Here is a 25,326-nt window from a genome sequence, read left to right as displayed (position 1 = left end):
CGAGCTTGTCTCGCGATCTTTTGACCGTTGAAAAGATCGCGAGGCAAGCTCGCTCCTACCGAGTGATCTTTCGTCCATAACAACAATAAGGATCAGCGCCTGTGAGCACATCCGGCAAATCCATTTTGCTGGTCGATGATGACCAGGAAATTCGCGAGCTCCTTGATATCTACCTCACCCGTGCCGGCTTTCAGGTGCGCACCGTGGCCGACGGTGCGGGCTTCAGGCGGGCGCTTGATGAGCAGGCCAGCGATTTATTGATCCTGGACGTGATGCTGCCCGACGAAGACGGTTTCAGCCTGTGCCGCTGGGTGCGCCAACACCCGCGTTTTGCGCAAATTCCGATCATCATGCTCACCGCCAGTTCCGATGAAGCCGACCGGGTCATCGGCCTGGAACTGGGCGCTGATGATTATCTGGGCAAGCCTTTCAGCCCCCGCGAGCTTCAAGCACGTATCAAGGCCTTGTTGCGCCGTGCGCAGTTTTCCAGTGCGAGCGCCGGTCATGAAGTCATGGCTTTTGACGAGTGGCGGCTCAACACCGTGACCCATCGGCTGTTCCATACCGATGGCGAAGAGGTGATTTTGTCAGGGGCGGATTTCGCCTTGCTCAAGCTGTTTCTGGACAACCCGCAGCAGATCCTTGATCGCGACATGATCGGCAACGCCACCCGTGGCCGCGATCTGATGCCGCTGGACCGCATTGTCGACATGGCGGTCAGCCGTTTGCGCCAGCGCCTGCGCGACACCGAGAAGCCGCCACGGCTTATCCGCACGATCCGTGGCAGCGGTTACCAGTTGGCAGCTGAGGTCGCCGTCGGAAATGGCCATTAAGTTTTTATCCCGCCTGCATCTCCCCCGTTCGCTGCTGGGCCGCATGTTGCTGCTGACGTTGCTGGCCATCTTGCTTGCGCAGACGTTGTCGAGTGCCATCTGGCTCTCACAATTGCGCACCACCCAGCTTGAAGGCCTGGTCAACAGTGCCCGCAGCATGGCGCACTCGATGAACGCCACAGTGACGTACTTGCGCTCCCTGCCGCTGGCCTATCGCCCGCTGGTGCTGGATCAAATGCGCAGCATGGGCGGCACGCGCTTTGTCGTCAGCCTCAATGACCGGCCGCTGGACATGCAGGTGCTACCGCCAACCCAGCGCAAACAGGCGGTGCTGGACGCCGTGGACCAAGTGCTGCGCCAGTCGCTGGGGCCGGATGTCGACTTGTCGGTGAAGTTTGTCAGCCCCCAGGACTTACGCATTTTCAACGCGGGCCTGAAGCTCGACGAACTGCCGCGTTCGTGGGCGCACTTTGCCCTGACCCTGGAGCCGGTTGACCCGCCGGTGCTGGTGACGCAAATCCAGATGGCTAAGGGCGAGTGGCTGTACATCGCCTCTTTGCTTCCCCAGCCCTACACCAGCCTTGAGGAAGAAGGGCTGCCGGCGCTGCAACTGTGGTTTATCGTGCTGAGCAGTATCTTTTTGCTGCTGTTTATCGGCGTGCTGGTGCATTGGCAAAGCCGCCCGCTCAAGCGTTTGGCGAGGGCGGCCCGTGACATGTCACTGGGCGAAGACGAGGTCCAGCCTGTCGAAGTGGGCGGTGGCAGCGAAGTGGTTGAAGTGGGGCGGGCCTTTAACACCATGCGTGCGCGCATCAGCCGGTACCTGACCGAGCGGGGTCAGTTATTCAGCGCCATCTCCCATGACCTGCGCACGCCCATCACCCGGCTGCGCTTGCGCGTAGAACTGCTCGATGACGAGCAACTGCAATACAAGTTTGGCCGCGATCTGGACGAGCTGGAAATGCTGGTCAAAGGTGCGCTGCAGTGCGTGAAAGACACCGACATTCACGAGAATATCGAGTCGGTGGACGTCAACACCTTGCTCGACTGTCTGATAGAACCCTATGTGCTGCCGCAGGGTAATGGTCGGGTAACGCTGCAGGGGCGAGCGACCAGCCCTTATCACGGCAAACCCCTGGCCCTGCGCCGCTGCATGGGCAACCTGATTGATAACGCACTTAAGTACGGCACCAATGCGCACTTGCGCATAGACGACAACGAGCAAGCGTTTGTGCTGACCGTCGACGACGAGGGGCCGGGCGTGCCCGAACAGCGCCTTGAGCAGGTGTTTGAACCACACTTTCGACTGGCCGGGCAGCAGCAAGGCTACGGCTTGGGGCTGGGGATTGCGCGCAGCATCGCCCACAGCCATGGCGGTGAAGTGAGCTTGCAAAACCTGCGCGTGGGCGGCTTGCGGGTCACTTTGTACTTGCCGCGAAATGCCGACTGATGGACAGACTGGCCTGCTCGGCGCTGATCGGCAGTATGCGTTCCATCTGCGTGCCAGAGACCTCCTGGGCGGTGGGCTTTGGCTCACGGGGCTTGTGCATCGCCGCCTTGATACGGTTTTCGCGCACGCGCCGGCTGGTCTGGCTGAAGTGATGCTGGAGCTTCTCCATGGCGACATCGTAGGGGTCGCTGCACAGGGTTAACTGCCGTTCACGCTCCTCAAGCGCCAGCTGTTTGGCCTGGTCATCGCCATACTTGTCAATGCGAAAACTCTTGCTCAGGTTGTAGCCGTGAATGCGCGTGGTGGCGCGCCAGTAATCAATCTGATTGGACTGCACGCGGTACACGCCGGGGTGGCCGCTGGTGTTATGCGGCATCAAGCGCTGGCGGTCTTCATAGGTAAAAGACTGCGGCATTTTCAGGACCAGTTGGTTACGCAAGTTTTCGGCGGCCTCCAGGGCAGGAATCTCGCCGCCATATTGGTCGAAAGCAAAGTGATGCACATGCACTTTGCCCGCGCGTTGAATATCGATTTTCCAGGCGTAGGGTCGACCTTCCTGATCTTTGATGGGGTAAATGAAGCAATGATTCCGGGACGTTAAGTTACGTTCTGTCATGGCTAAAATCTCCTGAGGGGGTCGGCATCCGTTCTTTTTCTACGACGATGAGTAGCAGACTCGCTGATGTTATTTGCGGGTACAACGTGGGAAAACGACTTCGGGATGCGTCCTACAGGCAATGCGGAAAAAACTGTATCTCGTGGGGATTTCAACGGTTCTGGCCTACAAGAAGGCTGACGTTGCTCATACTGAAAGATCTCAAACAGCCCCGTGGCCGCGTTTTGAATGTCACCAGACGGTGACAAACAGACGTCTCTTCGTTACTTGAGGCGGGTGGCGCGTGGATACACTCATTCGTAGCGCAAGCAAAAGACTTGCACAGCTATAACAACAAGAAAGGGCATCTCATGAATTCATTCAATCGCCTCGCCGTCGTTATCTCTCTCGCCACACTATTCCCTCTGAGCAGCTATGCCGCCGACTCCAAAGGTTCGGTTGAAGTGGTGCACTGGTGGACGTCAGGTGGCGAAAAAGCTGCTGTCGATGTGCTGAAGGCCCAAGTTGAAAAAGACGGTTTCACCTGGAAGGACGGCGCTGTCGCCGGGGGTGGCGGTGCCACCGCGATGACCGTACTGAAAAGCCGCGCTGTGGCGGGTAACCCGCCGGGTATGGCACAGATCAAAGGGCCGGACATTCAAGAGTGGGCGTCTACCGGGCTGCTCGACACTGACGTGTTGAAGACGGTCGCCAAAGACGAAAAGTGGGACAGCCTGCTCGACAAGAAAGTCTCCGACACCGTGAAGTACGACGGTGATTACGTGGCCGTGCCGGTGAATATCCACCGCGTGAACTGGCTGTGGATCAACCCGGAAGTCTTCAAAAAAGCCGGTATCGAAAAACCACCGACCACCCTCGAAGAATTCTACGCAGCCGGTGACAAGCTCAAGGCCGCGGGCTTTATTGCGCTTGCCCACGGCGGCCAGCCTTGGCAGGACAGCACCGTGTTTGAAGCGGTGGTGCTCTCGGTCATGGGCGTCGATGGCTACAAAAAAGCCCTGGTTGACCTCGACAACGATGCCCTAACCGGCCCGCAAATGGTCAAGGCGCTGACCGAACTGAAGAAAGTCGCGACCTACATGGACGCCGATGGCAAAGGCCAGGACTGGAACCTGGAAGCGGCCAAAGTCATCAACGGCAGGGCCGGCATGCAGATCATGGGCGACTGGGCCAAGAGTGAATGGACCGCCGCCAAGAAAATCGCTGGCAAAGACTATGAATGCGTAGCCTTCCCGGGCACTGACAAAGCCTTCACCTACAACATCGACTCTCTGGCGGTGTTCAAGGTGAAAGACGAGGGCACAAAGGCCGGTCAACAAGACATTGCCAAGGTGGCGCTGGGTGAAGACTTCCAGAAAGTTTTCAGCATCAACAAGGGCTCAATTCCGGTTCGCAACGACATGTTGAACAACATGGAAAAGCTCGGCTTTGACGCCTGTGCCCAGACCTCGGCCAAGGACTTCCTGGCAGATGCCAAGTCCGGCGGCCTGCAGCCAAGCATGGCGCACAACATGGCGACCACGCTGGCCGTGCAGGGGGCGTTCTTTGACGTAATCACCAATTACATCAACGACCCTAAAGCCGACCCGGCCGACACCGCCAAAAAACTTGGCGCAGCGATCAAGTCCGCCAAGTAACCCCCTCCTGTAGGAGCGAGCTCGCCTCGCGATCTTTTGAGGTTTTAAAAGATCGCGAGACAAGCTCGCTCCTACCCGGAGCAGTCTCTACTTTTTCCTCGCACGGATTTCCACCATGAGTTCTGTTGCTGCGTTCAGGAAAGTCTCGCCCTTCGATGTGTTGCAACGCTGGCTACCCAAACTGGTGCTGGCGCCGAGCATGATCATCGTGTTGGTGGGCTTCTATGGCTACATCCTGTGGACGTTCGTTCTGTCGTTCACCACCTCGACCTTTCTGCCGACCTACAAGTGGGCTGGCTTGGCGCAATACCAGCGTTTGTACGACAACGACCGCTGGTGGGTCGCCAGCAAGAACCTGGTGGTGTTTGGCGGCATGTTTATCGGCATCACCCTGGTGATCGGCGTGACCCTGGCCGTGTTTCTCGACCAGCGCATTCGCCGCGAAGGGTTTATCCGCACGATTTATCTGTACCCGATGGCGCTGTCGATGATCGTCACCGGTACCGCCTGGAAATGGCTGCTGAACCCAGGCATGGGTCTGGACAAATTGCTGCGTGACTGGGGCTGGCAAGGCTTTCGCCTCGACTGGCTGATCGACCCTGACCGCGTGGTGTATTGCCTGGTCATTGCCGCTGTCTGGCAGGCCTCCGGTTTTATCATGGCCATGTTTCTCGCGGGCCTGCGCGGGGTGGATCAATCGATCATCCGTGCCGCCCAGATCGATGGCGCAAGCTTGCCGCGCATTTACTGGAAAGTGGTGCTGCCCAGCCTGCGTCCGGTGTTCTTCAGTGCGGTGATGATCCTCGCGCACATCGCGATCAAGAGTTTTGACCTGGTGGCGGCGATGACTGCCGGTGGCCCGGGCTACTCGTCAGATTTACCGGCCATGTTCATGTACTCCTTCACCTTCAGTCGCGGCCAGATGGGCATGGGCTCTGCCAGTGCGATTCTGATGCTCGGGGCGATTCTCGCGATCATCGTGCCTTACCTGTATTCCGAGCTGAGGGCCAAGCGAAATGACTAGTCTGACCGGCAAACGCTCATTAAGCCTGAGCCGCATCGCGATCTACGCGGTGCTGATTGTCGCGGTATTGCTGTACCTGGTGCCTTTGGTGGTGATGCTGCTGACCAGTTTCAAAACCCCGGAAGACATCAGCACCGGCAACTTGCTGAGCTGGCCGAGCGTGGTTACCGGCATTGGCTGGGTCAAGGCCTGGGCCACCGTTGACGGTTACTTCTGGAACTCGATCAAGATCACCGTTCCGGCGGTGCTGGCCTCGACCGCCATCGGCGCGTTGAACGGCTACGTGCTGTCGATGTGGCGCTTTCGCGGTTCGCAATTGTTTTTCGGCTTGCTGCTGTTTGGCTGCTTCCTGCCGTTTCAAACGGTGCTGCTGCCAGCCTCGTTCACCCTCGGCAAGATGGGCCTGGCCAGCACCACCACGGGCTTGGTGATCGTGCACATCGTGTACGGGCTGGCGTTCACCACCCTGTTTTTCCGTAACTACTACGTCAGCATTCCCGACGCACTGGTGAAGGCTGCACGTCTGGATGGCGCGGGTTTCTTCACGATCTTTCGGCGGATCATCCTGCCGATGTCGACCCCGATCATCATGGTCTGCCTGATTTGGCAGTTCACCCAGATCTGGAACGACTTCCTGTTCGGTGTGGTGTTTTCCAGCGGTGATTCCCAGCCCATTACCGTGGCGCTGAACAACCTGGTCAACACCAGCACCGGGGTCAAGGAATACAACGTGGACATGGCGGCGGCGATGATCGCCGGGCTGCCGACCCTGCTGGTCTATGTGGTCGCAGGCAAGTATTTCGTGCGCGGGCTGACGGCCGGCGCGGTCAAGGGGTAATCATGGCAACGCTCGAGCTTCGTAACGTAAACAAGACCTATGGTGCTGGCCTGCCAGACACCCTCAAGAACATTGAACTGTCGATCAAGGACGGCGAGTTTTTGATCCTGGTCGGGCCCTCGGGCTGCGGCAAGTCGACGCTGATGAACTGCATCGCGGGCCTTGAGAACATCACTGGCGGCGCGATCATGATTGATGATCAGGACGTCAGCGGCATGAGCCCCAAGGACCGCGACATCGCCATGGTGTTCCAGTCTTACGCGCTGTACCCGACCATGAGCGTGCGCGAGAACATCGAGTTCGGCCTCAAGATCCGCAAGATGGCCCAGTCGGCCATTGACGAAGAAGTCGCGCGGGTCGCCAAGCTGTTGCAGATCGAGCACTTGCTCAATCGCAAGCCCGGCCAGTTGTCCGGTGGTCAGCAGCAGCGGGTGGCGATGGGGCGTGCGCTGGCACGTCGGCCCAAGATCTACCTGTTCGACGAACCGCTGTCCAACCTCGACGCCAAGCTGCGGGTCGAGATGCGTACTGAAATGAAACTGATGCACCAGCGTCTGAAGACCACCACCGTCTACGTGACCCACGACCAGATCGAAGCCATGACCCTGGGCGACAAGGTCGCGGTCATGAAGGACGGCATCATTCAGCAGTTCGGCACCCCCAAGCAGATCTACAACGACCCGGCCAACCTGTTCGTCGCCAGTTTCATCGGTTCGCCGCCAATGAATTTCATTGGTCTACGCTTGAAGCGTCAAGACGGCCGCTTGATGGCCGTGCTAGACAGCGGGCAGGCACGTTGTGAGTTGCCGCTGGGGGTGCAGGACGCAGGGCTTGAAGAGCGGGATGTCATCGTGGGGATTCGTCCCGAGCAGATCATGCTGGCACCGCACGAGGCCAATGGCCTGCCAACGCTTCGCGCCGAAGTCAAAGTGACCGAGCCCACCGGGCCGGACACGCTGGTGTTCGTCCAGCTCAATGACGTCAAGGTGTGTTGCCGCCTCGCGCCTGATGTCGCACCGCAAGTGGGTGAGAGCCTGAACTTGCAGTTCGATCCGGCCAAGGTACTGCTGTTTGATGCCCAGACAGGTGAGCGTTTAGGGGTTGGCGCTGCGTTATCCGCCCAGGACAGCAGGGGCGATAACGTCGCCCAATTCAAAGGACGCTAAAGCTGCACACAAGGACGCGTGTTGTTTCTGGCTGAAGATGTTGTAAACCGCGTTAGATAAAAACAGTTAATAACAAAAGACGAGGATTTTGGGATGAAAAAGCAACACGGCAATACCCGGTTGTTCTGCCAGCTGTCAGCGGCCGCCGTGCTGGTTATGTCTGCCAATGCGATGGCAGACGAAGCGTTCAGTGCCGATTCAAAATGGATGACCGGGGATTGGGGGGGCGAGCGGACCAAGCTCATCGAACAGGGCATCGACATCAAGGCTGATTATGTCGGTGAAGTAGGCGCCAACCTGCATGGCGGCTACAACAACAATAAAACTGCGCGTTACAGCGACCAGTTTGGCCTGGGCGTGGCGCTGGACCTGCAAAAGCTCTGGGGCTGGGATAACACCCAGGCCAAGATCCAGCTCACCAACCGTAACGGTGAGAACATCTCCAACGACCGTATCGGCGATCCGCGTGCCGGCACCTTGAGTTCGTCGCAAGAAGTCTACGGCCGTGGGCACATGGTGCGACTGACCCAGTTGTACATCCAGCATCAGTTCCTCGACGGCAAACTCGACGTCAAAGCCGGTTACTTTGGTGAAGGCGAAGACTTCAACACCTTCCCGTGCGAATTCCAGAACCTGGCGTTCTGCGGGTCTCAGGTGGGTAACTGGGCAACCAACATCTGGTACAACTGGCCGGTCAGCCAGGCGGCTCTGCGCGTGAAATACAACATCACGCCTGAGTTCTACGCGCAGATCGGTGCCTACAACCAGAACCCGTCGCAACTGGAGCATGGCAACGGCTTCAAACTCAACGGCAGCGGCACCAAAGGTACGGTCTTGCCGGTCGAGCTGGTCTGGTCGCCCAAGGTCAACAACCTGCCGGGCGAATACCGCGTCGGTTACTACAAAAGCTCGGCCCCAGCGCCTGACCTGCGTGAAGACATCAACGGCCAGGACGCAGCTACCACTGGCCAACCGTATCGCATGCATGACAGCAAGCACGGTTACTGGCTGGTTGTGCAGCAACAACTCACCAGCCACAACGGTGATGCGTCGCGCGGCCTGAACGTTGCCGCCAACGCAACCTTCCATGACAAGGCCACCAACATCGTCGACAACTACCAGTCGTTGATGTTCGTGTACAAAGGCCCGTTCGATGCGCGTCCAAAAGATGACATCGGCATTGGCTTTGCCCGCATCCACGTTAACGACCAAGTGAAGAAAAACGCTGAGCTGGCCAACGTCGCCAATGATGTCACCAACTACGACAGCCTGTCGTACTCGCCGCTGCGCGACACCGAGTACAACTACGAGCTCAACTACGGTATCCACGTGACCAATTGGCTGACCGTGCGTCCCAACTTGCAGTACATCACCCACCCCGGTGGCGTGGACAAAGTGGATAACGCATTGGTGGCCGGTTTGAAAATTCAGTCGGTCTTCTAACGGTTGTTGCGATAAGCTCCTTTTCGTTATGCGTATTTTCCGGATAGCCTGTGCTATCCGGTTTTTTTTGGGGAGGGCGCTTTGATGCAGACGAGGCCGTTTCCAAAGGGTTGGACGACATGATTTTCAGGACTGTGGGACATGCATGAGCATCCGCTTCACCGTTTTTTCAAATCAAAGCGTGAGCAGCCGATTTTCCAGTGGGAGCGTTTTCAGCAGCGCGACGTACTGGTCATCGACCACCCGCACTGTCAGGCCGTGTTCAGTCGTCAAGGTGCGCAGTTGCTGCACTTCAAGCCGACCGGGCAAAAGCCCTGGTTGTGGTGCGCGGCTAAATGGCCTCAAGTGGGGGCGATCCGTGGTGGCGTGCCGATCTTTTGGCCGTGGTACGGTCGCCATCCCAGCGAAAATGCCTGGCCGTCCCATGGCTGGGCGCGGCTGATCGACTGGAAACTGCTGGACAGCAGCACCGATGAAGAGGGTGTTTCGCTGCACTGGCGTTTGCAGTTGTGCGACTGGCAGGTTGATCTGCACGCCCGGCTGGGCGAAAGCATGGAACTGCGCCTGAGCACCGAGCACCAGGACGACGAACCCTGCCAGGTCAGCCAGGCATTGCGGGCTTATTGGCGGATTGGAGACGTGGCTGAGGTAGCGCTGTCCGGCCTTGATGGTGTGCGCGGTTACGACCAGCTCAATCGCGAGGCTTGCCAACAAAAAGGCGAACTGCGGGTGGTGGGTGGATGCCAGCGCGTGTTCCAGCACGAAGGTGAAATGCAGCTAAACGACCACGCTTGGCAGCGCGCCCTGAGCATCGACACCGGCGATCATGCCAACACCGTGGTCTGGCATCCGGGCAAGCGGCCCTTGCTGGGCGTGAGCTGGAATGAAGTGATGGGGTTTGTCTGTGTCGAATCCGCCAGCACTGGCGCCCAGACTCAAAGCCTGGCCCCCGGCGAACAAGCGCACCTGAGCCTGCAGGCGCGGGCAGGGCTGTGTAACGCCTGACCCCACAAAAACTGTAGGAGCGAGCTCGCCTCGCGATCTTTTGACCTTTTAAAAGATCGCGAGGCAAGCTCGCTCCTACAAGATAGTGATCAGTTGAACTCATCCCCCACCGGATAACGGCTGGCATTCAGGCTTTCTTTGATCTTGCGCAAATGCGGCTGGAAATCCACGCCCCGGCGCAGGGTCATGCCGGTGGCCAGCACGTCCAGCACCGTGAGCTGGATGATGCGCGAGGTCATGGGCATGTAAATGTCCGTGTCTTCGGGCAGCGGGATGTTCAGGCTCAAGGTACTGGCTTTGGCCAGCGGTGAGTTCTCAGCCGTCAGACCCAGCACCGAAGCCCCGTTGGCGCGGGCAATGCGCGCCACTTCAACCAGCTCGCGGGTACGCCCGGTGTACGAAATGATCACGAACAACTCGCCGGTGTGGGCCACCGAGGCGATCATGCGTTGCATCAGCACGTCAGCATGGGCCGTGACCGCGAGGTTGAAACGGAAGAACTTATGCTGCGCATCCAGCGCCACCGGGGCCGAAGCACCCAGCCCAAAAAAGTGGATCTGGCGCGCCTGAATCAACAAATCAACGGCGCGGCTGATGAGGTTCGGGTCCAGGGCCTGGCAGGCGCTGTCCAGCGAGGCAATCGCACTGCCGAAAATCTTTTGCGTGTACGCCGCCGGATTGTCATCGGCCTCAACCGCCCGACTCACGTAAGCTGCGCCACTGGCCAGGCTTTGTGCCAGTTGCAGTTTTAATTCCGGATAACCGCTGACACCAAACGAGCGGCAGAAGCGATTGACCGTCGGCTCACTGACCGACGCCGCCTGCGCCAGGGCAGCAATGCTGAACCGGGTCGCTTGTTGCGGGTTCTGGAGAATAATTTCAGCTACCTTGCGCTCAGCCTTGTTCAGCTCTTCGAGGCGGCCTTTGATCTGTTCGAGTAAATTTCGCACGCGGTCCATTTGTGTTCCTTGGGTCGGCGATGCAATCAACCGTGCTAAAGCGGTTCGTGAGGTGGCCTATCCTACTGGTGGCCTGAGATGACCACTAGCGGGAATCTGTATTTAGAGAAAATGTTGTGTTTATTACTACATTTTTCCTTGAGTGATGCCTTGAAAAAAGGTATTTGTAGCTTAACTTGATAAAAGAACAAACATCATGCCTTCGATTACGGTTGAACCGTGCACCTTTGCCTTGTTCGGCGCCCTGGGCGATCTGGCCTTGCGCAAACTGTTCCCTGCCTTATATCAACTGGACCGTGCCGGCTTGCTGCATGCCGACACGCGCATTCTGGCGCTGGCCCGTGAGCCCGGCGATGCACTGAGCCACTTGGCGCATATCGACAGTCAGCTACGTCAGTATGTCGGTGCCAAGGAAATCGAAGATGACGTGCTCACGCGCTTTTTGGCGCGCTTGAGCTACCTGCATGTGGATTTTCTCAAGACCGAAGATTACGTGCCGCTGGCCGAACTGGCGGGGACCGAACAGCGAGTCATCGCTTACTTCGCCACCCCGGCAGCGGTCTACGGCGCCATTTGCGAAAACCTGTCCAAAGTCGGTCTGGCTGACAACGCCCGTGTGGTGCTGGAAAAGCCGATCGGTTCGGACCTTGAGTCTTCGCGCAAGGTTAACGACGCCGTGGCGCAGTTCTTCCCCGAGAACCGCGTGTACCGCATCGACCACTACTTGGGCAAAGAAACCGTTCAAAACCTGATTGCCCTGCGCTTTGCCAACAGCCTGTTCGAAACCCAGTGGAATCAACGCTACATCTCCCACGTGGAAATCACCGTGGCCGAGAAGGTCGGCATTGAGGGCCGTTGGGGTTACTTCGACAAGGCTGGCCAACTGCGCGACATGATTCAAAACCACTTGTTGCAGTTGCTCTGCCTGATCGCCATGGACCCGCCTGCGGACTTGTCGGCAGACAGCATCCGTGACGAGAAAGTCAAAGTGCTCAAGGCCCTGGCGCCGATCAGCGCCGAAGGCCTGACCACCCAGGTGGTACGCGGTCAGTACATCGCCGGCTACAGCGAAGGCCAGTCGGTGCCGGGCTACCTGGAAGAAGAAAACTCCAACACCCAGAGCGACACCGAAACCTTCGTCGCCCTGCGTGCAGATATTCGTAACTGGCGTTGGGCCGGTGTGCCGTTTTACCTGCGTACCGGCAAGCGCATGCCGCAAAAGCTGTCGCAGATCGTCATTCACTTCAAGGAGCCGTCGCACTACATCTTCGCTCCTGAGCAGCGCCTGCAAATCGGCAACAAGCTGATCATTCGCTTGCAGCCGGACGAAGGCATTTCCCTGCGGGTGATGACCAAGGACCAAGGCCTGGACAAAGGCATGCACCTGCGCAGCGGCCCGTTGCAATTGAATTTTTCCGACACGTATCACAGCGCGCGGGTACCGGACGCTTACGAGCGTTTGTTGCTCGAAGTGATGCGCGGCAACCAGAACCTGTTCGTACGCAAAGATGAAATCGAAGCGGCGTGGAAGTGGTGCGACCAGTTGATCGCCGGCTGGAAAAAGTCCGGTGATGTGCCCAAGCCTTACGCGGCGGGCTCCTGGGGGCCGATGAGCTCCATTGCACTGATTACACGAGACGGGAGGTCTTGGTATGGCGATATCTGATTTGAAACTGCCCGAAGGTGTCACTGCGCACACCTTCAAAAACCCGGCGGTACTGGCCGAAGGGCTGGCCATTAAGGTGGCCGGGCAACTGAATGACGCCATTCAGGCGCAAGGTACTGCAACGCTGGTGGTTTCCGGCGGTCGTAGCCCGGTGGCGTTTTTCCAGAGCTTGATCAAACAACCGCTCGACTGGTCGAAAGTGGTCGTCAGCCTGGCTGACGAGCGCTGGGTGCCGGTAGAGCACGCCGACAGCAATGCCGGTTTGCTGAAAAAACATTTGCTTCAGGGCCCGGCTGCCAAAGCGCGCTTTGTGGGCTTGTACAACGTTGCTGCCAATCTTGAAGACGCCGCAGAACAGGCCGATCGAGCCTTGGCCGAGCTGCCGCCGATTGACGTGCTGATTCTGGGCATGGGCGATGACGGGCATACCGCGTCGTTGTTCCCGAACAGCCCGAACCTGGCCGAAGCGTTGACGCTGGACAACCCCCGTCGCTGCTGGCCGATGCTGGCGCCGACTGTGCCGCATCAGCGTTTGAGCATGAGCCGCAGTCTGTTGGCGAGCGCAAAAAACAAGGTCCTGTCGATTAGCGGGCAGGGCAAATTGAACACCCTCAACGATGCGCTGGGAGGCACCGACATTGCCGCCTTGCCGATTCGTGCCTTTCTGCAACCTACGTTAGAGATTTACTGGTGCCCATGAGCCAAGGATCAGCTGCCATGACAACACGCATTGCCAACGTCTCGATGGCGCAAAAAGTCGCCCTGATCGACGATTTGTGCGCCAAGGCGCGCATTTTGCCGGTGATTACCATTGCGCGTAAGCAGGACATTTTGCCGTTGGCCGATGCGCTGGCGGCAGGTGGCCTGACAGCCCTGGAAGTCACCTTGCGTTCAGAGTTCGGCCTGGAAGCCATCCGCGTACTGCGTGATCAGCGCCCTGAGCTGGTGACCGGTGCTGGCACCATTCTGGATCGCCACATGCTGGCGGCTGCCGAAGAAGCCGGTTCGCAATTTATCGTCACGCCGGGCATTACCCGTGATCTGCTCGAAGCAAGCGTGGCCAGCGATATCCCGCTGCTGCCGGGCATCAGCAACGCTTCCGGCATCATGGAAGGCTATGGCTTGGGTTATCGCCGATTCAAGCTGTTCCCGGCTGAAGTCAGTGGTGGCGTCGCCGCCATCAAGGCGCTGGGCGGTCCGTTTGGCGAAGTGAAATTCTGCCCGACCGGCGGCGTAGGCCCGGCGAACATCCGCAACTACATGGCGTTGAAAAATGTCATGTGCGTGGGCGGTAGCTGGATGCTCGACAGCGAGTGGATCAAAAACGGTGATTGGGCGCGCATTCAAGAATGCACCGCCGAAGCACTGGCACTGCTGGATTGATGACCTTGTAACGAATTGTTGTGTGTTCTACGGTTTTTGGTGCGCTTGGTCGGCGCACCTTTTTTTTGCCTGTCGATTGGGGACTTATAGCCTTTCGGATCAAGATCAAAAGATCGCGAGGCAAGCTCGCTCCTACAGGATTTGTGGCGTTAATGCCGTGGCTTGGGCTTGCCATGTTTGGCCCGCAACGGGTCCAGCAGGTCCGAGAGGCCGTTGTGATCGATCTCTTGCATCAACGCCAATAAACCACCCAGCTCACCTTTGGGGAAGCCTTCGCGGGCAAACCAGTTCAGGTACTGCCCCGGCAGGTCGGCGATGATTCGGCCTTTGTATTTGCCGAAGGGCATTTCGTGGGTAATCAGCAGTTCGAGTTTTTCGGGGTTCATTCCTGGGCCTTCAGTGCGTGCAGCAACAGGGTGGAAAATACAGGCATTTTGCATGCAGGCCAATTGACAGATCATGCAAAACAGCCGGAAGCTGATTTTCTATAATTAGATAACTTATTGATTTATAAGGTTTTATTTTTATTAAAAAGCTGGCACGAGGACTGCAATCTCTATTGCACGATCCTCAACTCAGCAAGGAATTGAAAAATGACTGACCTTAATAAAGAAGCCATCTCTGTCCTGAACGACCTGATCGAAACCAGCAAAGATGGCCAGGAAGGCTTCAAGACCTGCGCCGAAGATATCAAGAACCCTGAGCTCAAAGCGCTGTTTGTAAAGCGTTCTGCAGATTGCGGCACGGCCGCAGCTGAGCTTCAGGCCGAAGTGCGCAAGCTTGGCGGTGACCCGGAAACCAGCACCAGCGTAGCCGGTGACCTGCACCGTCGTTGGGTCGACGTTAAGTCGATCTTTACCGGCAAAGGTGAAGAGGCTGTGCTCAACGAAGCCGAGCGCGGTGAAGACCATGCGCTGAAAGCTTATAAAGAAGCGCTGGAGAAAATCTCCAAGCACAATCTGGTCGGCATCCGTGATGTGGTTGAGCGCCAGTACTTGAACGTACAGCGCAACCACGACCAGGTTAAAGCACTGCGTAACCAGGCGCGTGCCCGTGCGTAAGTACGTGATGTAATAAAAAAACGCCGGCTAGCCGGCGTTTTTTTATGGGTTAGCCAATGCTGATGGCTGGCAACACCGGCAGGTTCACGGTTTGTTGCTTGCGTGGCGCAATGATCTCGGCTTCGCCGTCGACCACGATTTCTTCGCGTTGGTTGAATACACGAGTGGCAATGCGCACGCGAAACTTTGGCAGCTTTTCCAGAATCTCCAGACGCACGGTCAGGGTGTCGCCGATTTTGACCGGCTTCTGAAAACTCATTTGCTGGCCAACATAAATAGTGCCCGGGCCAGGCAGCTCGCACGCTACGGCAGCGCTGATCAGTGCACCACTGAACATGCCGTGGGCAATGCGCTCTTTGAACATGGTGGCTGCGGCAAATTCAGGGTCGAGGTGCACCGGGTTGTGGTCACCAGACATGGCCGCAAAAAGCTGAATATCACGCTCTTCGACGGTTTTGCTGTAGCTGGCAGTCTGGCCGACTTCGAGGGCTTCGTACGGGGTGTTGGTAACCTGGGTCATCTAGCGCATGTCCTGTGACGGGTGTTTAGTTTCAAAGTTTTGATTTTAAAGTCTTTTTCTAAAATGGGTGGTTCGATTATTCGCTGCGCGGCGGGCGTGAACAGCTTAGCGCCTGATTCAGCCATGCGATGACATCAGCCGTCACATCGTCGCGGTTGGTTTCATTAAATAGCTCATGACGCGCGTGGGGGTACAGGTTGAGTTGCACCTGTTGAATACCCGCTTTGCGCAAAGCGTCGCTCAGATCTACCAGACGCTTGCCTTCATTGACCGGGTCACAGGTGCCGCCGATAACCAAAACCGGAAGTGAAGAGTCAATCTGGACGAGATTGGACGCTTTGCTGATTTGCTGCAAGCCACCGAGCAGGTCGACCCACAACTGATTGGTGCACCTAAAACCGCACAACGGGTCATTGGCGTAGGCGTCGACCTCGACCGGATCGCGGCTCAGCCAGTCATAACGTGTGCGATTGGGCTTGAAGGCTTTATTGAATGAGCCGAACGACAGCCACTCGATCAGCGCGCTGCGACCTTTAGGCCCCTGGCGCCAGCGTTCGAAACGGGCAATCAGGCTGGCGCTGCGATACAGCGCCACCGGCTGAAAATTCGAAGCGCTGAGAATCGCACCCTGTACGCTGGCACTGTGATGCAGCAAGTACGCCTGGGCGATGTAGCTGCCCATGCTGTGACCGAGAATAAACACGGGTGTGCCGGGGTGAATCTGGCCAATGTGGCGGTTAAGGGTCGCCACATCGCTGACTACGGCGCACCAGCCGTCTTCATCGGCGTAATAGCCCAGCGTGCCGCGTTCTGCCGTCTTGCCATGCCCGCGCTGGTCGTGGGCATACAGCCCAAAACCGGCCTCACTCAAGGCCTGGCCCAAACGTGAATAGCGCCCACTGTGCTCGGCCATGCCATGGGCCAGCAAGACAATCGCCTTGGGCTTACCTTCAGGCAGCCACTGGTGCACGAAAAGCCCTGTGCGGTCATTCGTCTCCAGCCAAAAGGTGTGTGGGTTCATGGCAGTTCCTTTACACGGTGTCGTAGCACTGTATAGCGCATTAACGGCACCACAGGCGAAATCACAGTAATAAGATTCAAGATGTAAATGGCGAAGATCGCCTTATTTGCCTACTACTTGATAACTGTTAACGTCCGGATGCTGTGCTTTTACTGCACCACGATGCAGCCAGACATGCTCAGGTAAGAGGATAAAAACAATGCATCCTGATTTCTGGAACGACAAACGTCCCGCAGGCGTACCGCTGGACATTGATATGACTGCCTTCACCTCAGTGGTGGATGTCTTTGAGCGCTCCTGCAAAAAATTTGCAGACCGGCCTGCCTTCAGTAACCTCGGGGTCACCCTGACCTATGCCGAGCTTGATCGTCATAGCGCGGCGTTTGCCGGTTATTTGCAGCAGCACACCAACCTGGTGCCCGGTGATCGCATCGCGGTACAAATGCCCAATATCCTGCAGTACCCGATTGCGGTGTTTGGTGCATTGCGTGCGGGCCTGGTGGTGGTCAACACTAACCCGTTGTACACCTCGCGTGAAATGCGCCATCAGTTCAAGAGTGCGGGCATACGTGCATTGGTCTACCTGAACATGTTTGGCAAGCGCGTGCAGGAGGTGCTCGAGGACACCGAAATCGAATACCTGATCGAAGCAAAAATGGGCGACCTGATGCCCACCGTCAAAGGCTGGGTCACTAACCTGGTGGTCGACAAGGTTAAAAAGCTCGTGCCGTCCTACCGGTTGCCGCAGGCCATCCCTTTTAAGCAGGTGTTGCAGCAGGGAGCAGGGCATCCGTTGCGGTCGCTGCAAGTCAGGCTGGACGACATAGCTGTGCTGCAATACACCGGCGGCACCACGGGTTTGCCCAAAGGCGCCATGCTCACCCATGGCAATCTGGTAGCCAACATGCAGCAGATTCGTGGTTGCTTGTCCCAGCATGCCGAAGATGGTTTGCCGCTGCTCAAGGAAGGCCAGGAAATCATGGTGGCGCCGTTGCCGCTCTACCATATCTATGCGTTCACCGCGAATTGCATGTGCATGATGGTGACCGGCAACCACAACATCCTGATCACCAACCCGCGTGACATCGCAGGCTTTATCAAGGAGCTTAAAAACTGGCGGTTCACTGCATTTTTGGGCCTGAACACTCTGTTTGTGGCACTCATGGATCACCCGGAATTTAAGACCCTGGATTTCTCCTCACTCAAACTCACCAACTCGGGCGGCACGGCGCTGGTCAAGGCCACCGCTGAGCGTTGGGAAAAACTCACCGGTTGCCGCATCGTCGAGGGCTACGGCCTGACCGAAACGTCGCCGGTTGCCAGTGCCAACCCTTACGGCGGGTTTGCCCGGCTGGGCACAGTGGGCATGCCGGTGCCGGGCACGCTCATGAAAGTCATCAGCGATGACGGGGCTGAATTGGGGCTGGGGGAGCGCGGCGAACTGTGTGTCAAAGGCCCGCAGGTCATGAAAGGCTACTGGAAAAACCCCGAGGCCACGGCCGAGGTGCTGGATGCCGAGGGCTGGTTCAAAACCGGCGATATCGCGGTGATTGATCCCGATGGGTATGTGCGCATCGTTGACCGTAAAAAAGACCTGATCATCGTCTCGGGTTTCAATGTGTACCCCAACGAAATCGAAGACATCGTGATGGCTCACCCAAAGGTGGCGAACTGTGCCGTTATCGGAGTACCCGACGAACGGACAGGCGAAGCCGTCAAATTGTTCGTGGTGCCGCGTGCCGGCGGGGTGAGTGTTGAAGAGCTCAAGGCGTACTGCAAAGACAATTTCACCGGCTACAAAGTGCCCAAGCAGATTGTGGTTCGGGATTCATTGCCCATGACGCCGGTGGGCAAGATCCTGCGCCGCGAGTTACGAGATACCGTCTGATTCGTTCAGTCAGGCGACAAATGCCCGTGTGCCTTTGGCACGCGGGCTTTTTTATTGAGCCTTAAATCAACCGGGTCGCGTCTTGAAAAGGCCGTTGATGGCGCTGTAAGCCCTTGTTTAGACGGGTTTTGACAAAAATAGAGTTATGGCTCTAATGGTGACTTAGGATTGTAGGACAGTCAGAAAAGTGACGCTAAGGGCCTTTTTTGGCTCTAGGCGGCCTCTGGCAAAGCTGCTACTCTCGGCGCGCTTTGTGACTTCTCGGTAAGTAAAAAAGCCAGAATTACCATTACAAAAATCAAACAAATAATAACCGCATCAAATGCGGTGAAGAATTCGCGACGCTGAGGAGTGGGCTTCCATGATTGAAGACTTTTGGAAGGATAAGTACCCAGCTGGGATTGCTGCTGAAATCAATCCTGACGAATACCCAAATATTCAGACGGTATTGCGCCAATCTTGCCAACGTTTCGCCGATAAGCCGGCCTTCACTAACCTCGGCAAAACCATCACCTACGGTGAGCTTTACGAGCTGTCAGGCGCCTTTGCTGCCTGGTTGCAACAGCACACCGACTTGCAACCTGGCGACCGTATCGCCGTACAACTGCCCAACCTGTTGCAATACCCGATTGCTGTGTTCGGAGCCATCCGCGCCGGTTTGATCGTGGTCAACACCAACCCGCTGTACACCGCGCGGGAAATGGAACACCAGTTCAATGACTCCGGCGCCAAGGCGTTGGTGTGCCTGGCCAACATGGCGCACCTGGCCGAAAAGGTCGTGCCGCAGACCTCGGTCAAGTATGTGATCGTCACCGAAGTGGCCGACATGCTGTCGCCGTTCAAGCGTGTGCTGATCAACAGCGTCATCAAGTACGTGAAAAAAATGGTCCCGGCGTACCACTTGCCGAACGCCATCAAGTTCAACGACATCCTCAGCAAAGGTCATGGCCAGCCCGTCAAGGAAGCCAACCCGATCAGCAGTGATGTCGCGGTGCTTCAATACACCGGCGGTACCACCGGCGTGGCCAAGGGCGCGATGCTGTCCCACCGCAACCTGATCGCCAACATGTTGCAGTGCAAAGCGCTGATGGGCTCCAACCTCAATGAAGGCAGCGAGATCCTCATCACCCCGTTGCCGCTGTACCACATCTACGCGTTTACCTTCCATTGCATGGCGATGATGTTGCTGGGCAACCACAACATCCTGATCAGCAACCCGCGCGATCTGCCGGCGATGGTTAAAGAGCTGTCGAAGTGGAAGTTCTCCGGCTTTGTCGGGCTCAACACCTTGTTTATTGCTCTGTGTAACAGCGAGGCTTTCCGCAAGCTGGACTTTTCGCACCTCAAGGTCACCTTGTCGGGCGGTATGGCGTTGCAATTGTCAGTGGCTGAGCGCTGGAAGACCGTGACCGGTTCGCCTATCTGCGAAGGCTACGGCATGACCGAAACCAGCCCGGTGGCGTCGGTCAACCCGATCCAGAACATCCAGGTGGGCACCATCGGGATCCCGATGCCTTCTACCTTGTGCAAAGTCATCAACGATGCGGGCGAAGAGTTGCCGTTGGGTGAAATTGGCGAGCTGTGCATCAAAGGCCCGCAGGTCATGAAAGGCTACTGGGAGCGCCCTGACGCCACCGCCGAAATCATGGACAGCGATGGCTGGTTGAAGTCCGGTGACATTGCGGTGATTCAGCCGGATGGCTATATGCGCATCGTTGACCGCAAAAAAGACATGATCCTGGTGTCGGGCTTCAACGTGTACCCGAACGAGCTGGAAGACGTCATGGCCTCGTTGCCAGGTGTTTTGCAGTCGGCGGCGATTGGTATTCCGGATGAAAAAACCGGTGAACTGATCAAGGTCTTCATCGTGGTCAAGCCGGGCATGACCCTGACCAAAGAACAGGTCATGGCGCACATGCGGGCCAACCTGACGGCTTACAAAGCACCCAAGATCATCGAGTTCCGTGAGAGCCTGCCAACGACCAACGTGGGCAAAATCTTGCGTCGCGAATTGCGCGATGAAGAGCTGAAAAAACTGGGCCTCAAAAAGTAACCTCGCCCAGACACAACAAAGCCCCGCATTGCGGGGCTTTGTTGTTTTTGCAGCGGCTACACACCCTCTGTAGGAGCGAGCTTGTCTCGCGATCTTTTGATCTTTTAAACAGATCGCGAGACAAGCTCGCTCCTACAGAGGGGTGAACTCAATTACTTCTGCAGGAACTGCGCGAAATTGACGCCGGTGCCTGTCGGACGCACGTCCTGCAGGAAGGAGTCTTTGTCTGCGCTCAGTTCAAGGCTCATGGTCGGCGTGCGTTTGTGCGTCGCGCGGACCACCATGCCTTCGCGTTTTTCACGCAGGAAAGCGGTAGTGACCTTCAAATGCAGCAACTCATCGGTGCTCGGGGTGTGCAACAGCAGGTGCACCCATTCGTATTGACCAATGGCCAGGCGGGCCAAAGGAATATCGAACCACCAAATGTTCTTGTTGGTGTTCAGCGTAGCGAGATGGCAGTTGTTGATGCCCAGCACCGCGCCGCCAAGTTCCTGGTTTCTGCGGGCGATGGCCTGCTTTTTATCGAGTTTCATAACCTTCCTACAATTGCGGATCTTCAGCGCCATAGCCTGAATACGTTGCGCATTCTCAGGGGTTAGCGGGCAAACATAAAGCTCAACCTGCGCTGCGCGACGAAATGAGCCACAGAAAATAAATGAAACTCTGCTCGACGTCTGCGGGTCAACCTAGATGTCGAGAATGACATCCGAACTTTCACTAGGAGAAATCCCATGAGCAGCACTGGCGATAAGATCAAAGGCATGGCGAACGAAGCAGTAGGCAATGTCAAACAAGCGGTGGGTAAAGCCACCGACAACGACAAGCTGCGCGCAGAAGGCAAAGCCCAGGAACTGAAGGGCGAAGCGCAGCAGACTGTCGGTAAAGCCAAAGATGCAGTGAAGAACACCGTCGATAAAGCGTAATCGGGTACTTCGTCACTTGCCCTGAAAACGGCCATCCTTGAGGTGGCCGTTTTTATGGGTTTTGCGGTTAAGTATTTCCAAAGTCGCCATTTGAACTACTTTTGAGGTAAAACCCCCGTACTGAACCCGTTGCAGAGGGTGTGTCGAACTCAATTTATAAGCGGCGAAAGGAGACGCTATGATTTTTCCGGTCTTGAATGGCCTGCCGTTAGGCAAAGTGTTGGTGCGTACGGTCAAAGAATTTATCGACGATGAAATGTCGACCTATGCTTCGGCTTTGGCCTATCAAATGCTCTTCTCGCTGTTCCCGTTCATCCTGTTTCTGATTGCACTGATCGGCTTTTTGCATTTACCCGACTTTTTCAGCTGGCTGCGTTTGCAGTCCGAACTGGTCCTGCCGCCACAAGCGCTGGAGCAGGTAAACCCGGTGATTGACCAGTTGGAGCAATCGAAGGGTGGCTTGCTGTCTTTCGGTATTGTCGTCGCGCTGTGGACCGCTTCGGCGGGCGTGCGCTTGATGATGAGTGCCATGAACGCCGCCTACGATGTGGTGGAAGGGCGGCCAATCTGGAAGCGTTTTCCGCTGTCGATTTTCTACACTATCGGCATTGCCGGGATGCTCCTGGCTGCTGCCGCGTTGATGGTGCTTGGGCCGCAAGTGATGGGCTGGCTGGCGGGGCAGGTGGGGCTTGAGGAGTTCGTGGTCACGTTGTGGACCATCCTGCGCTGGCCGGTGATCATCCTGCTGATGATGGTGGCGGTGGCGGTCATTTATTACGTGATGCCTGACGTTGAGCAGAAGTTTCGTTTTATTACGCCAGGCTCGGTGTTGGCCGTGGTGGTGTGGATCGCTGCGTCGTTGGGTTTTGCGTTTTATGTGAAAACCTTCGCCGATTACAACGCGATGTATGGCAGCATCGGGGCGATCATTGTGCTGTTGCTGTATTTCTATATTTCGTCAGCCGTATTGTTGTTGGGGGCTGAAATGAACGCTGTTATCGAGCACATGTCAGCTGAAGGCAAAGATCCGGGTGAGAAAACCTTCGAAGAGTCCGACGACACACCGCATGTGTCCGGGCTTGGGCGCGACCACTCCCTTAAATCCACTTCAGATGAAGCCTGATTATGATTCGTGAAATTTTGAAAATGGGTGATGAGCGCCTGCTGCGAGTTGCCAAGCCAGTGCCTCCCGAGATGTTTGATACGCCAGAGCTGTGGCAGTTGATCGACGACATGTTGCAGACCATGGAGCACGCCGGGGGCGTAGGGCTGGCGGCTCCGCAAATTGGCGTTGATTTGCAACTGGTGATCTTTGGCTTCGAACACAGTGAACGTTACCCGGACGCCGAACCCGTGCCGCAAACCATCTTGATCAACCCGCTGATCACGCCCTTGAGCCCTGCGGTTGAAGAAGACTGGGAAGGCTGCTTGTCAGTGCCAGGGCTGCGCGGTGTGGTCGAGCGCTTCGAGAAGATCCGTTACGAAGGTTTTGACCCCAAGGGTGATCCCGTCGTACGCGTTGCTGATGGCTTTCATGCGCGCGTGGTGCAGCACGAGTGTGATCACCTGATCGGCCGTCTGTACCCGTCACGCATCAAGGACTTCAGCAAGTTCGGCTTTATTGAGGTGTTGTTCCCGGAGCTGGCGCCGGGCACGCAAGAGTAGGCTCAAGGCCCATCGCTATCATCGCTTTATTGCGTTGATAGCGAACCAGCCGCTCATGCAACACATAGGGCAAGTCGACTTCTACGCTAAACCCCAGCCCTTCATAAAAGCCTTGCAACTCGGGGTCGCAGAACAGCCACACCGGCCCCTCGCAGGCGGCCACCGACGCCTTCACCAATGCCCCGGCAACCCCTTGCCCACGCAGCGCGGGCGCAACAAATAACCCGGTCAGCCAATAACCATGAGCCATTGAGCGCAGGCACAACCCGCCAATGATGTCTTGCTGACGTGCAACCCACAGTTGTGCGTCTTTACTGGCCTTCATCGACGACTGATGCGCGCGGTAAAACTTGTTCATTAATGGCCACAATGGCGCTTCGAGCGGGGCGTAAACAATGGCGGTCATGTCGTCCACGGGCGTTAAAAATAATCGCGCAGTATATACACAGCGCTGAATCATTTAAGTCTCTCGATTTGTATTCGTTTGAGTGTTTATTGGTCATTGGAAAGTGCACTTTGCGAGCTTTTTTGAATATTCACCTTTAAACATAAGTTAGCCAGCTAACTGAATCGAGCAGATGCGTGCAGCCCGTGCTGTGCGTTTCGTCGCCCCTTGCTGGCAATTTGCTTGCACCCTGTTTAGGCCTGTCTATGCTTGGGACCATAGGGGCCCGAATATGAAGTGGCTTTTCCCCTGATTCGTTGTAATGCAAACAGCAAGCGTTACATGGGCTGAGGTTTTGTTGTGCCTTGAAAATTACACATCATCACAAGAAAGCATCATCAGGGGTTGAGTCATGTTTAATTCGCGTCGTAAAGCCGACCTGCTCGAGAATCAGCGCTTAAGTTGTTCTTTGGAGGACATGAAGGCCAAGGCATTGGCCGTCAGTCGTTCAATGGCCATCATCGAGTTCACCCCTGAAGGGATCATTCTTGAGGCCAATGACAATTTTTGCCGGGTGATGGGTTATACCGTCGACGAGATTCGCGGCAAGCATCACCGGATTTTTTGCGAAGACGCTTACCAGCGCGGCATTGAATACGCGCAATTCTGGAAGACCCTGGCCAGTGGTGCACCGCTGAGCGGGACGTTCACCCGGCTCGACAAAGCAGGGCGTGAAATCTGGCTAGAGGCCAGCTACATGCCGATCACCGATGCCAGCGGGCAGGTGCTCAGTGTGATGAAAGTGGCGGCCGACATCACCGACCGGGTCAATAAAGAACACGAAAACCAGAGCATCGTGAACGCCTTAAGCCGCTCCATGGCCATGATTGAGTTTTCCCCTGATGGCCGGGTTATCAATGCCAATCAGAACTTTCTCAACACTGTGCATTATTCGTTGCAAGAGATCGTAGGCCAGCACCACAGCATGTTCTGCCGCCGCAGCGAAGCCGAGTCCGCCGAGTACAAAGCCTTTTGGGAGTCGCTTAATCGCGGTGAATACCATTCCAGACGTTTCGAACGAGTCGATAAATATGGCCACACGGTTTTTCTGGAGGCTTCCTACAACCCGATATTCGATGCCAAAGGCCGCCTGTATAAAGTGGTGAAGTTTGCCAGCGACATCACCGCACAAGTCAGCAACCTGCAAACCGCCGCTGAATCGGCCCACGCGACGTCAGTGCAAAACGACGCGTGCGCGCAGAAAGGTTCGCAAGTGGTTCAGCAAACGGTGCAAACCATCGAGGCCATTTCCAAAGACCTCAACGAGGCCGCGAGCAGTATCGATGCGGTCAGCAAGCAGTCGGAAATCATCGGCAAAATCGTCCAGACCATTCGCGGCATTGCCGATCAAACCAACCTGCTGGCACTCAATGCGGCCATTGAAGCGGCCAGGGCCGGAGAGCACGGGCGTGGGTTTGCGGTGGTGGCTGACGAGGTCAGGAGCCTGGCGGCGCGCACCAGTGCGGCAACCATTGAAATTGTCGAGGTGGTGCGTAAAAACCATGACCTGTCGTTGAGCGCGGTAAACAGCATGCAATCGAGCTTGAGCCGAACCGGGCTGGGGGTTTCACTGGCCAATGAGGCGGGGGAGGCGATTCTGGAGATCCAGCAGGGCTCCCGGCATGTGGTCGACGCCATCAGCCAGTTCAATTCGACGTTGCAGATCAGTTAAGTCTGCAAAAAACCTGTGGTCGCTGACGAGTCACGAAGGCTGAGTTTGGCGGCCAACC

The 25,326-nt window shown here is 56.7% G+C and carries 25 protein-coding genes and 1 pseudogene; 19 read left to right on the top strand and 7 right to left on the bottom strand.

Features of this window, described 5'->3' with window-relative positions; translation table 11 throughout:
• Positions 1 to 101 precede the first annotated feature (101 nt).
• A complete protein-coding gene (locus tag ACJJU9_RS19125) occupies positions 102 to 833 on the top strand; it encodes a response regulator (RefSeq protein ID WP_407729314.1) in 732 nt (243 codons plus the stop codon).
• Positions 823 to 2,283, top strand: coding sequence for an ATP-binding protein (locus tag ACJJU9_RS19120; protein WP_407729313.1), 1,461 nt, complete (start codon positions 823 to 825; stop codon positions 2,281 to 2,283). Before ACJJU9_RS19125 ends, ACJJU9_RS19120 begins: the two co-directional genes overlap by 11 nt.
• Here ACJJU9_RS19120 and ACJJU9_RS19115 read toward each other — a convergent pair.
• Positions 2,252 to 2,899: an AP2 domain-containing protein gene (locus ACJJU9_RS19115; protein WP_048367945.1), complete on the bottom strand. Its 648-nt coding sequence runs from the start codon at positions 2,897 to 2,899 to the stop codon at positions 2,252 to 2,254. The two genes, ACJJU9_RS19120 and ACJJU9_RS19115, sit on opposite strands and share 32 nt — an antisense overlap.
• Before the next feature lie 350 nt (positions 2,900 to 3,249).
• Here ACJJU9_RS19115 and ACJJU9_RS19110 point away from each other — a divergent pair, with 350 nt between their 5' ends.
• The 6 genes from ACJJU9_RS19110 (at position 3,250) to ACJJU9_RS19085 (ending at position 10,012) form a co-directional block, all read left to right on the top strand.
• Complete coding sequence (locus ACJJU9_RS19110; RefSeq protein WP_407729312.1) at positions 3,250 to 4,536, top strand: ABC transporter substrate-binding protein; 1,287 nt, start codon at positions 3,250 to 3,252, stop codon at positions 4,534 to 4,536.
• Positions 4,537 to 4,651: 115 nt separating this feature from the next.
• Complete coding sequence (locus tag ACJJU9_RS19105) at positions 4,652 to 5,560, top strand: carbohydrate ABC transporter permease (RefSeq protein WP_407729311.1); 909 nt, start codon at positions 4,652 to 4,654, stop codon at positions 5,558 to 5,560.
• On the top strand, positions 5,553 to 6,398 hold the full coding sequence (locus ACJJU9_RS19100; RefSeq protein ID WP_048367940.1) for a carbohydrate ABC transporter permease: 846 nt from the start codon (positions 5,553 to 5,555) through the stop codon (positions 6,396 to 6,398). Before ACJJU9_RS19105 ends, ACJJU9_RS19100 begins: the two co-directional genes overlap by 8 nt.
• Before the next feature lie 2 nt (positions 6,399 to 6,400).
• On the top strand, positions 6,401 to 7,564 hold the full coding sequence (locus tag ACJJU9_RS19095; RefSeq protein ID WP_048367937.1) for an ABC transporter ATP-binding protein: 1,164 nt from the start codon (positions 6,401 to 6,403) through the stop codon (positions 7,562 to 7,564).
• 93 nt (positions 7,565 to 7,657) lie between these two features.
• Complete coding sequence (locus ACJJU9_RS19090; protein ID WP_407729310.1) at positions 7,658 to 9,007, top strand: carbohydrate porin; 1,350 nt, start codon at positions 7,658 to 7,660, stop codon at positions 9,005 to 9,007.
• A 141-nt stretch (positions 9,008 to 9,148) separates the two neighbouring features.
• Positions 9,149 to 10,012, top strand: a complete 864-nt coding sequence (locus ACJJU9_RS19085; RefSeq protein WP_048367934.1) for a D-hexose-6-phosphate mutarotase — start codon at positions 9,149 to 9,151, stop codon at positions 10,010 to 10,012.
• 89 nt (positions 10,013 to 10,101) lie between these two features.
• Here ACJJU9_RS19085 and ACJJU9_RS19080 read toward each other — a convergent pair whose 3' ends face one another.
• Positions 10,102 to 10,962: a MurR/RpiR family transcriptional regulator gene (locus ACJJU9_RS19080; protein WP_173430580.1), complete on the bottom strand. Its 861-nt coding sequence runs from the start codon at positions 10,960 to 10,962 to the stop codon at positions 10,102 to 10,104.
• A 205-nt stretch (positions 10,963 to 11,167) separates the two neighbouring features.
• Here ACJJU9_RS19080 and zwf point away from each other — a divergent pair, with 205 nt between their 5' ends.
• The 3 genes from zwf to ACJJU9_RS19065 are packed head-to-tail and all read left to right on the top strand — an operon-like array spanning position 11,168 to position 14,020.
• Positions 11,168 to 12,637 carry a glucose-6-phosphate dehydrogenase gene (gene zwf, locus ACJJU9_RS19075; RefSeq protein ID WP_048367930.1) on the top strand — a complete coding sequence of 490 codons (1,470 nt, stop codon included), beginning with the start codon at positions 11,168 to 11,170 and terminating at the stop codon, positions 12,635 to 12,637.
• Complete coding sequence (pgl, locus tag ACJJU9_RS19070) at positions 12,624 to 13,337, top strand: 6-phosphogluconolactonase (RefSeq protein ID WP_048367927.1); 714 nt, start codon at positions 12,624 to 12,626, stop codon at positions 13,335 to 13,337. Before zwf ends, pgl begins: the two co-directional genes overlap by 14 nt.
• A gap of 17 nt (positions 13,338 to 13,354) precedes the next feature.
• Positions 13,355 to 14,020, top strand: a complete 666-nt coding sequence (locus ACJJU9_RS19065) for a bifunctional 4-hydroxy-2-oxoglutarate aldolase/2-dehydro-3-deoxy-phosphogluconate aldolase (protein WP_390897356.1) — start codon at positions 13,355 to 13,357, stop codon at positions 14,018 to 14,020.
• Between the two features lie 149 nt (positions 14,021 to 14,169).
• Here ACJJU9_RS19065 and ACJJU9_RS19060 read toward each other — a convergent pair whose 3' ends face one another.
• The gene (locus tag ACJJU9_RS19060) at positions 14,170 to 14,406 is read right to left on the bottom strand and encodes a DUF3820 family protein (RefSeq protein WP_048367925.1); all 237 of its coding nucleotides are present in this window, start codon (positions 14,404 to 14,406) and stop codon (positions 14,170 to 14,172) included.
• A 207-nt stretch (positions 14,407 to 14,613) separates the two neighbouring features.
• On the opposite strand from ACJJU9_RS19060, the gene ACJJU9_RS19055 reads away from it, so the two are divergent.
• Positions 14,614 to 15,081, top strand: a complete 468-nt coding sequence (locus ACJJU9_RS19055; RefSeq protein WP_048367924.1) for a PA2169 family four-helix-bundle protein — start codon at positions 14,614 to 14,616, stop codon at positions 15,079 to 15,081.
• Between the two features lie 49 nt (positions 15,082 to 15,130).
• On the opposite strand, the gene ACJJU9_RS19050 is transcribed toward ACJJU9_RS19055, so the two are convergent.
• Both ACJJU9_RS19050 and ACJJU9_RS19045 read right to left on the bottom strand, forming a co-directional pair.
• On the bottom strand, positions 15,131 to 15,601 hold the full coding sequence (locus ACJJU9_RS19050) for a MaoC family dehydratase (RefSeq protein ID WP_048367923.1): 471 nt from the start codon (positions 15,599 to 15,601) through the stop codon (positions 15,131 to 15,133).
• Positions 15,602 to 15,677: 76 nt separating this feature from the next.
• Positions 15,678 to 16,622: a lysophospholipase gene (locus ACJJU9_RS19045; RefSeq protein WP_407729309.1), complete on the bottom strand. Its 945-nt coding sequence runs from the start codon at positions 16,620 to 16,622 to the stop codon at positions 15,678 to 15,680.
• A 199-nt stretch (positions 16,623 to 16,821) separates the two neighbouring features.
• On the opposite strand from ACJJU9_RS19045, the gene fadD2 reads away from it, so the two are divergent.
• Both fadD2 and fadD1 read left to right on the top strand, forming a co-directional pair.
• Entirely contained in the window at positions 16,822 to 18,510 is a 1,689-nt protein-coding gene (gene fadD2, locus ACJJU9_RS19040) for a long-chain-fatty-acid--CoA ligase FadD2 (RefSeq protein ID WP_273222993.1), read from the top strand.
• Between the two features lie 361 nt (positions 18,511 to 18,871).
• Positions 18,872 to 20,563, top strand: coding sequence for a long-chain-fatty-acid--CoA ligase FadD1 (gene fadD1 / locus ACJJU9_RS19035; protein WP_048367918.1), 1,692 nt, complete (start codon positions 18,872 to 18,874; stop codon positions 20,561 to 20,563).
• A 152-nt stretch (positions 20,564 to 20,715) separates the two neighbouring features.
• On the opposite strand, the gene ACJJU9_RS19030 is transcribed toward fadD1, so the two are convergent.
• Positions 20,716 to 21,096, bottom strand: a complete 381-nt coding sequence (locus tag ACJJU9_RS19030) for a hypothetical protein (protein ID WP_407729308.1) — start codon at positions 21,094 to 21,096, stop codon at positions 20,716 to 20,718.
• A gap of 198 nt (positions 21,097 to 21,294) precedes the next feature.
• Here ACJJU9_RS19030 and ACJJU9_RS19025 point away from each other — a divergent pair, with 198 nt between their 5' ends.
• The 3 genes from ACJJU9_RS19025 (at position 21,295) to def (ending at position 23,151) form a co-directional block, all read left to right on the top strand.
• On the top strand, positions 21,295 to 21,486 hold the full coding sequence (locus ACJJU9_RS19025; RefSeq protein WP_048367915.1) for a CsbD family protein: 192 nt from the start codon (positions 21,295 to 21,297) through the stop codon (positions 21,484 to 21,486).
• Between the two features lie 178 nt (positions 21,487 to 21,664).
• Positions 21,665 to 22,609: a YihY/virulence factor BrkB family protein gene (locus ACJJU9_RS19020; protein ID WP_048367914.1), complete on the top strand. Its 945-nt coding sequence runs from the start codon at positions 21,665 to 21,667 to the stop codon at positions 22,607 to 22,609.
• Between the two features lie 2 nt (positions 22,610 to 22,611).
• On the top strand, positions 22,612 to 23,151 hold the full coding sequence (gene def / locus ACJJU9_RS19015) for a peptide deformylase (RefSeq protein ID WP_048367913.1): 540 nt from the start codon (positions 22,612 to 22,614) through the stop codon (positions 23,149 to 23,151).
• On the opposite strand, the gene ACJJU9_RS19010 is transcribed toward def, so the two are convergent.
• A complete protein-coding gene (locus tag ACJJU9_RS19010; protein ID WP_048385613.1) occupies positions 23,105 to 23,557 on the bottom strand; it encodes a GNAT family N-acetyltransferase in 453 nt (150 codons plus the stop codon). The genes def and ACJJU9_RS19010 overlap by 47 nt on opposite strands.
• Positions 23,558 to 23,948: 391 nt before the next feature.
• Between ACJJU9_RS19010 and ACJJU9_RS19005 the strand changes: the two are divergent.
• A pseudogene (locus tag ACJJU9_RS19005) lies at positions 23,949 to 24,716 on the top strand (PAS domain-containing protein); the annotation flags it as partial.
• On the top strand, positions 24,696 to 25,268 hold the full coding sequence (locus ACJJU9_RS19000) for a methyl-accepting chemotaxis protein (RefSeq protein WP_241486389.1): 573 nt from the start codon (positions 24,696 to 24,698) through the stop codon (positions 25,266 to 25,268). The pseudogene ACJJU9_RS19005 and the gene ACJJU9_RS19000, both read left to right, overlap by 21 nt.
• Positions 25,269 to 25,326: the final 58 nt, after the last annotated feature.

The sequence above is a fragment of the Pseudomonas helleri genome (genome assembly GCF_045830615.1).
In the GTDB taxonomy this organism is placed as follows: Bacteria; Pseudomonadota; Gammaproteobacteria; order Pseudomonadales; family Pseudomonadaceae; genus Aquipseudomonas; species Aquipseudomonas helleri.
This window is presented reverse-complemented; position numbering and strand designations above follow the sequence as displayed.

Coding starts and splice junctions, on each gene's coding strand:
- ACJJU9_RS19095 (WP_048367937.1), top strand. CDS start 6,401: ATGGCAACGCTCGAGCTTCGTAACGTAAACAAGACCTATGGTGCTGGC.
- ACJJU9_RS19090 (WP_407729310.1), top strand. CDS start 7,658: ATGAAAAAGCAACACGGCAATACCCGGTTGTTCTGCCAGCTGTCAGCG.
- ACJJU9_RS19115 (WP_048367945.1), bottom strand. CDS start 2,899: ATGACAGAACGTAACTTAACGTCCCGGAATCATTGCTTCATTTACCCC.
- ACJJU9_RS19030 (WP_407729308.1), bottom strand. CDS start 21,096: ATGAAACTCGATAAAAAGCAGGCCATCGCCCGCAGAAACCAGGAACTT.
- ACJJU9_RS19060 (WP_048367925.1), bottom strand. CDS start 14,406: ATGAACCCCGAAAAACTCGAACTGCTGATTACCCACGAAATGCCCTTC.
- pgl (WP_048367927.1), top strand. CDS start 12,624: ATGGCGATATCTGATTTGAAACTGCCCGAAGGTGTCACTGCGCACACC.
- ACJJU9_RS19085 (WP_048367934.1), top strand. CDS start 9,149: ATGCATGAGCATCCGCTTCACCGTTTTTTCAAATCAAAGCGTGAGCAG.
- zwf (WP_048367930.1), top strand. CDS start 11,168: ATGCCTTCGATTACGGTTGAACCGTGCACCTTTGCCTTGTTCGGCGCC.
- ACJJU9_RS19010 (WP_048385613.1), bottom strand. CDS start 23,557: ATGACCGCCATTGTTTACGCCCCGCTCGAAGCGCCATTGTGGCCATTA.
- fadD2 (WP_273222993.1), top strand. CDS start 16,822: ATGCATCCTGATTTCTGGAACGACAAACGTCCCGCAGGCGTACCGCTG.
- ACJJU9_RS19025 (WP_048367915.1), top strand. CDS start 21,295: ATGAGCAGCACTGGCGATAAGATCAAAGGCATGGCGAACGAAGCAGTA.
- ACJJU9_RS19055 (WP_048367924.1), top strand. CDS start 14,614: ATGACTGACCTTAATAAAGAAGCCATCTCTGTCCTGAACGACCTGATC.
- ACJJU9_RS19120 (WP_407729313.1), top strand. CDS start 823: ATGGCCATTAAGTTTTTATCCCGCCTGCATCTCCCCCGTTCGCTGCTG.
- def (WP_048367913.1), top strand. CDS start 22,612: ATGATTCGTGAAATTTTGAAAATGGGTGATGAGCGCCTGCTGCGAGTT.
- ACJJU9_RS19050 (WP_048367923.1), bottom strand. CDS start 15,601: ATGACCCAGGTTACCAACACCCCGTACGAAGCCCTCGAAGTCGGCCAG.
- ACJJU9_RS19105 (WP_407729311.1), top strand. CDS start 4,652: ATGAGTTCTGTTGCTGCGTTCAGGAAAGTCTCGCCCTTCGATGTGTTG.
- ACJJU9_RS19100 (WP_048367940.1), top strand. CDS start 5,553: ATGACTAGTCTGACCGGCAAACGCTCATTAAGCCTGAGCCGCATCGCG.
- ACJJU9_RS19020 (WP_048367914.1), top strand. CDS start 21,665: ATGATTTTTCCGGTCTTGAATGGCCTGCCGTTAGGCAAAGTGTTGGTG.
- ACJJU9_RS19065 (WP_390897356.1), top strand. CDS start 13,355: ATGACAACACGCATTGCCAACGTCTCGATGGCGCAAAAAGTCGCCCTG.
- ACJJU9_RS19045 (WP_407729309.1), bottom strand. CDS start 16,622: ATGAACCCACACACCTTTTGGCTGGAGACGAATGACCGCACAGGGCTT.
- ACJJU9_RS19110 (WP_407729312.1), top strand. CDS start 3,250: ATGAATTCATTCAATCGCCTCGCCGTCGTTATCTCTCTCGCCACACTA.
- fadD1 (WP_048367918.1), top strand. CDS start 18,872: ATGATTGAAGACTTTTGGAAGGATAAGTACCCAGCTGGGATTGCTGCT.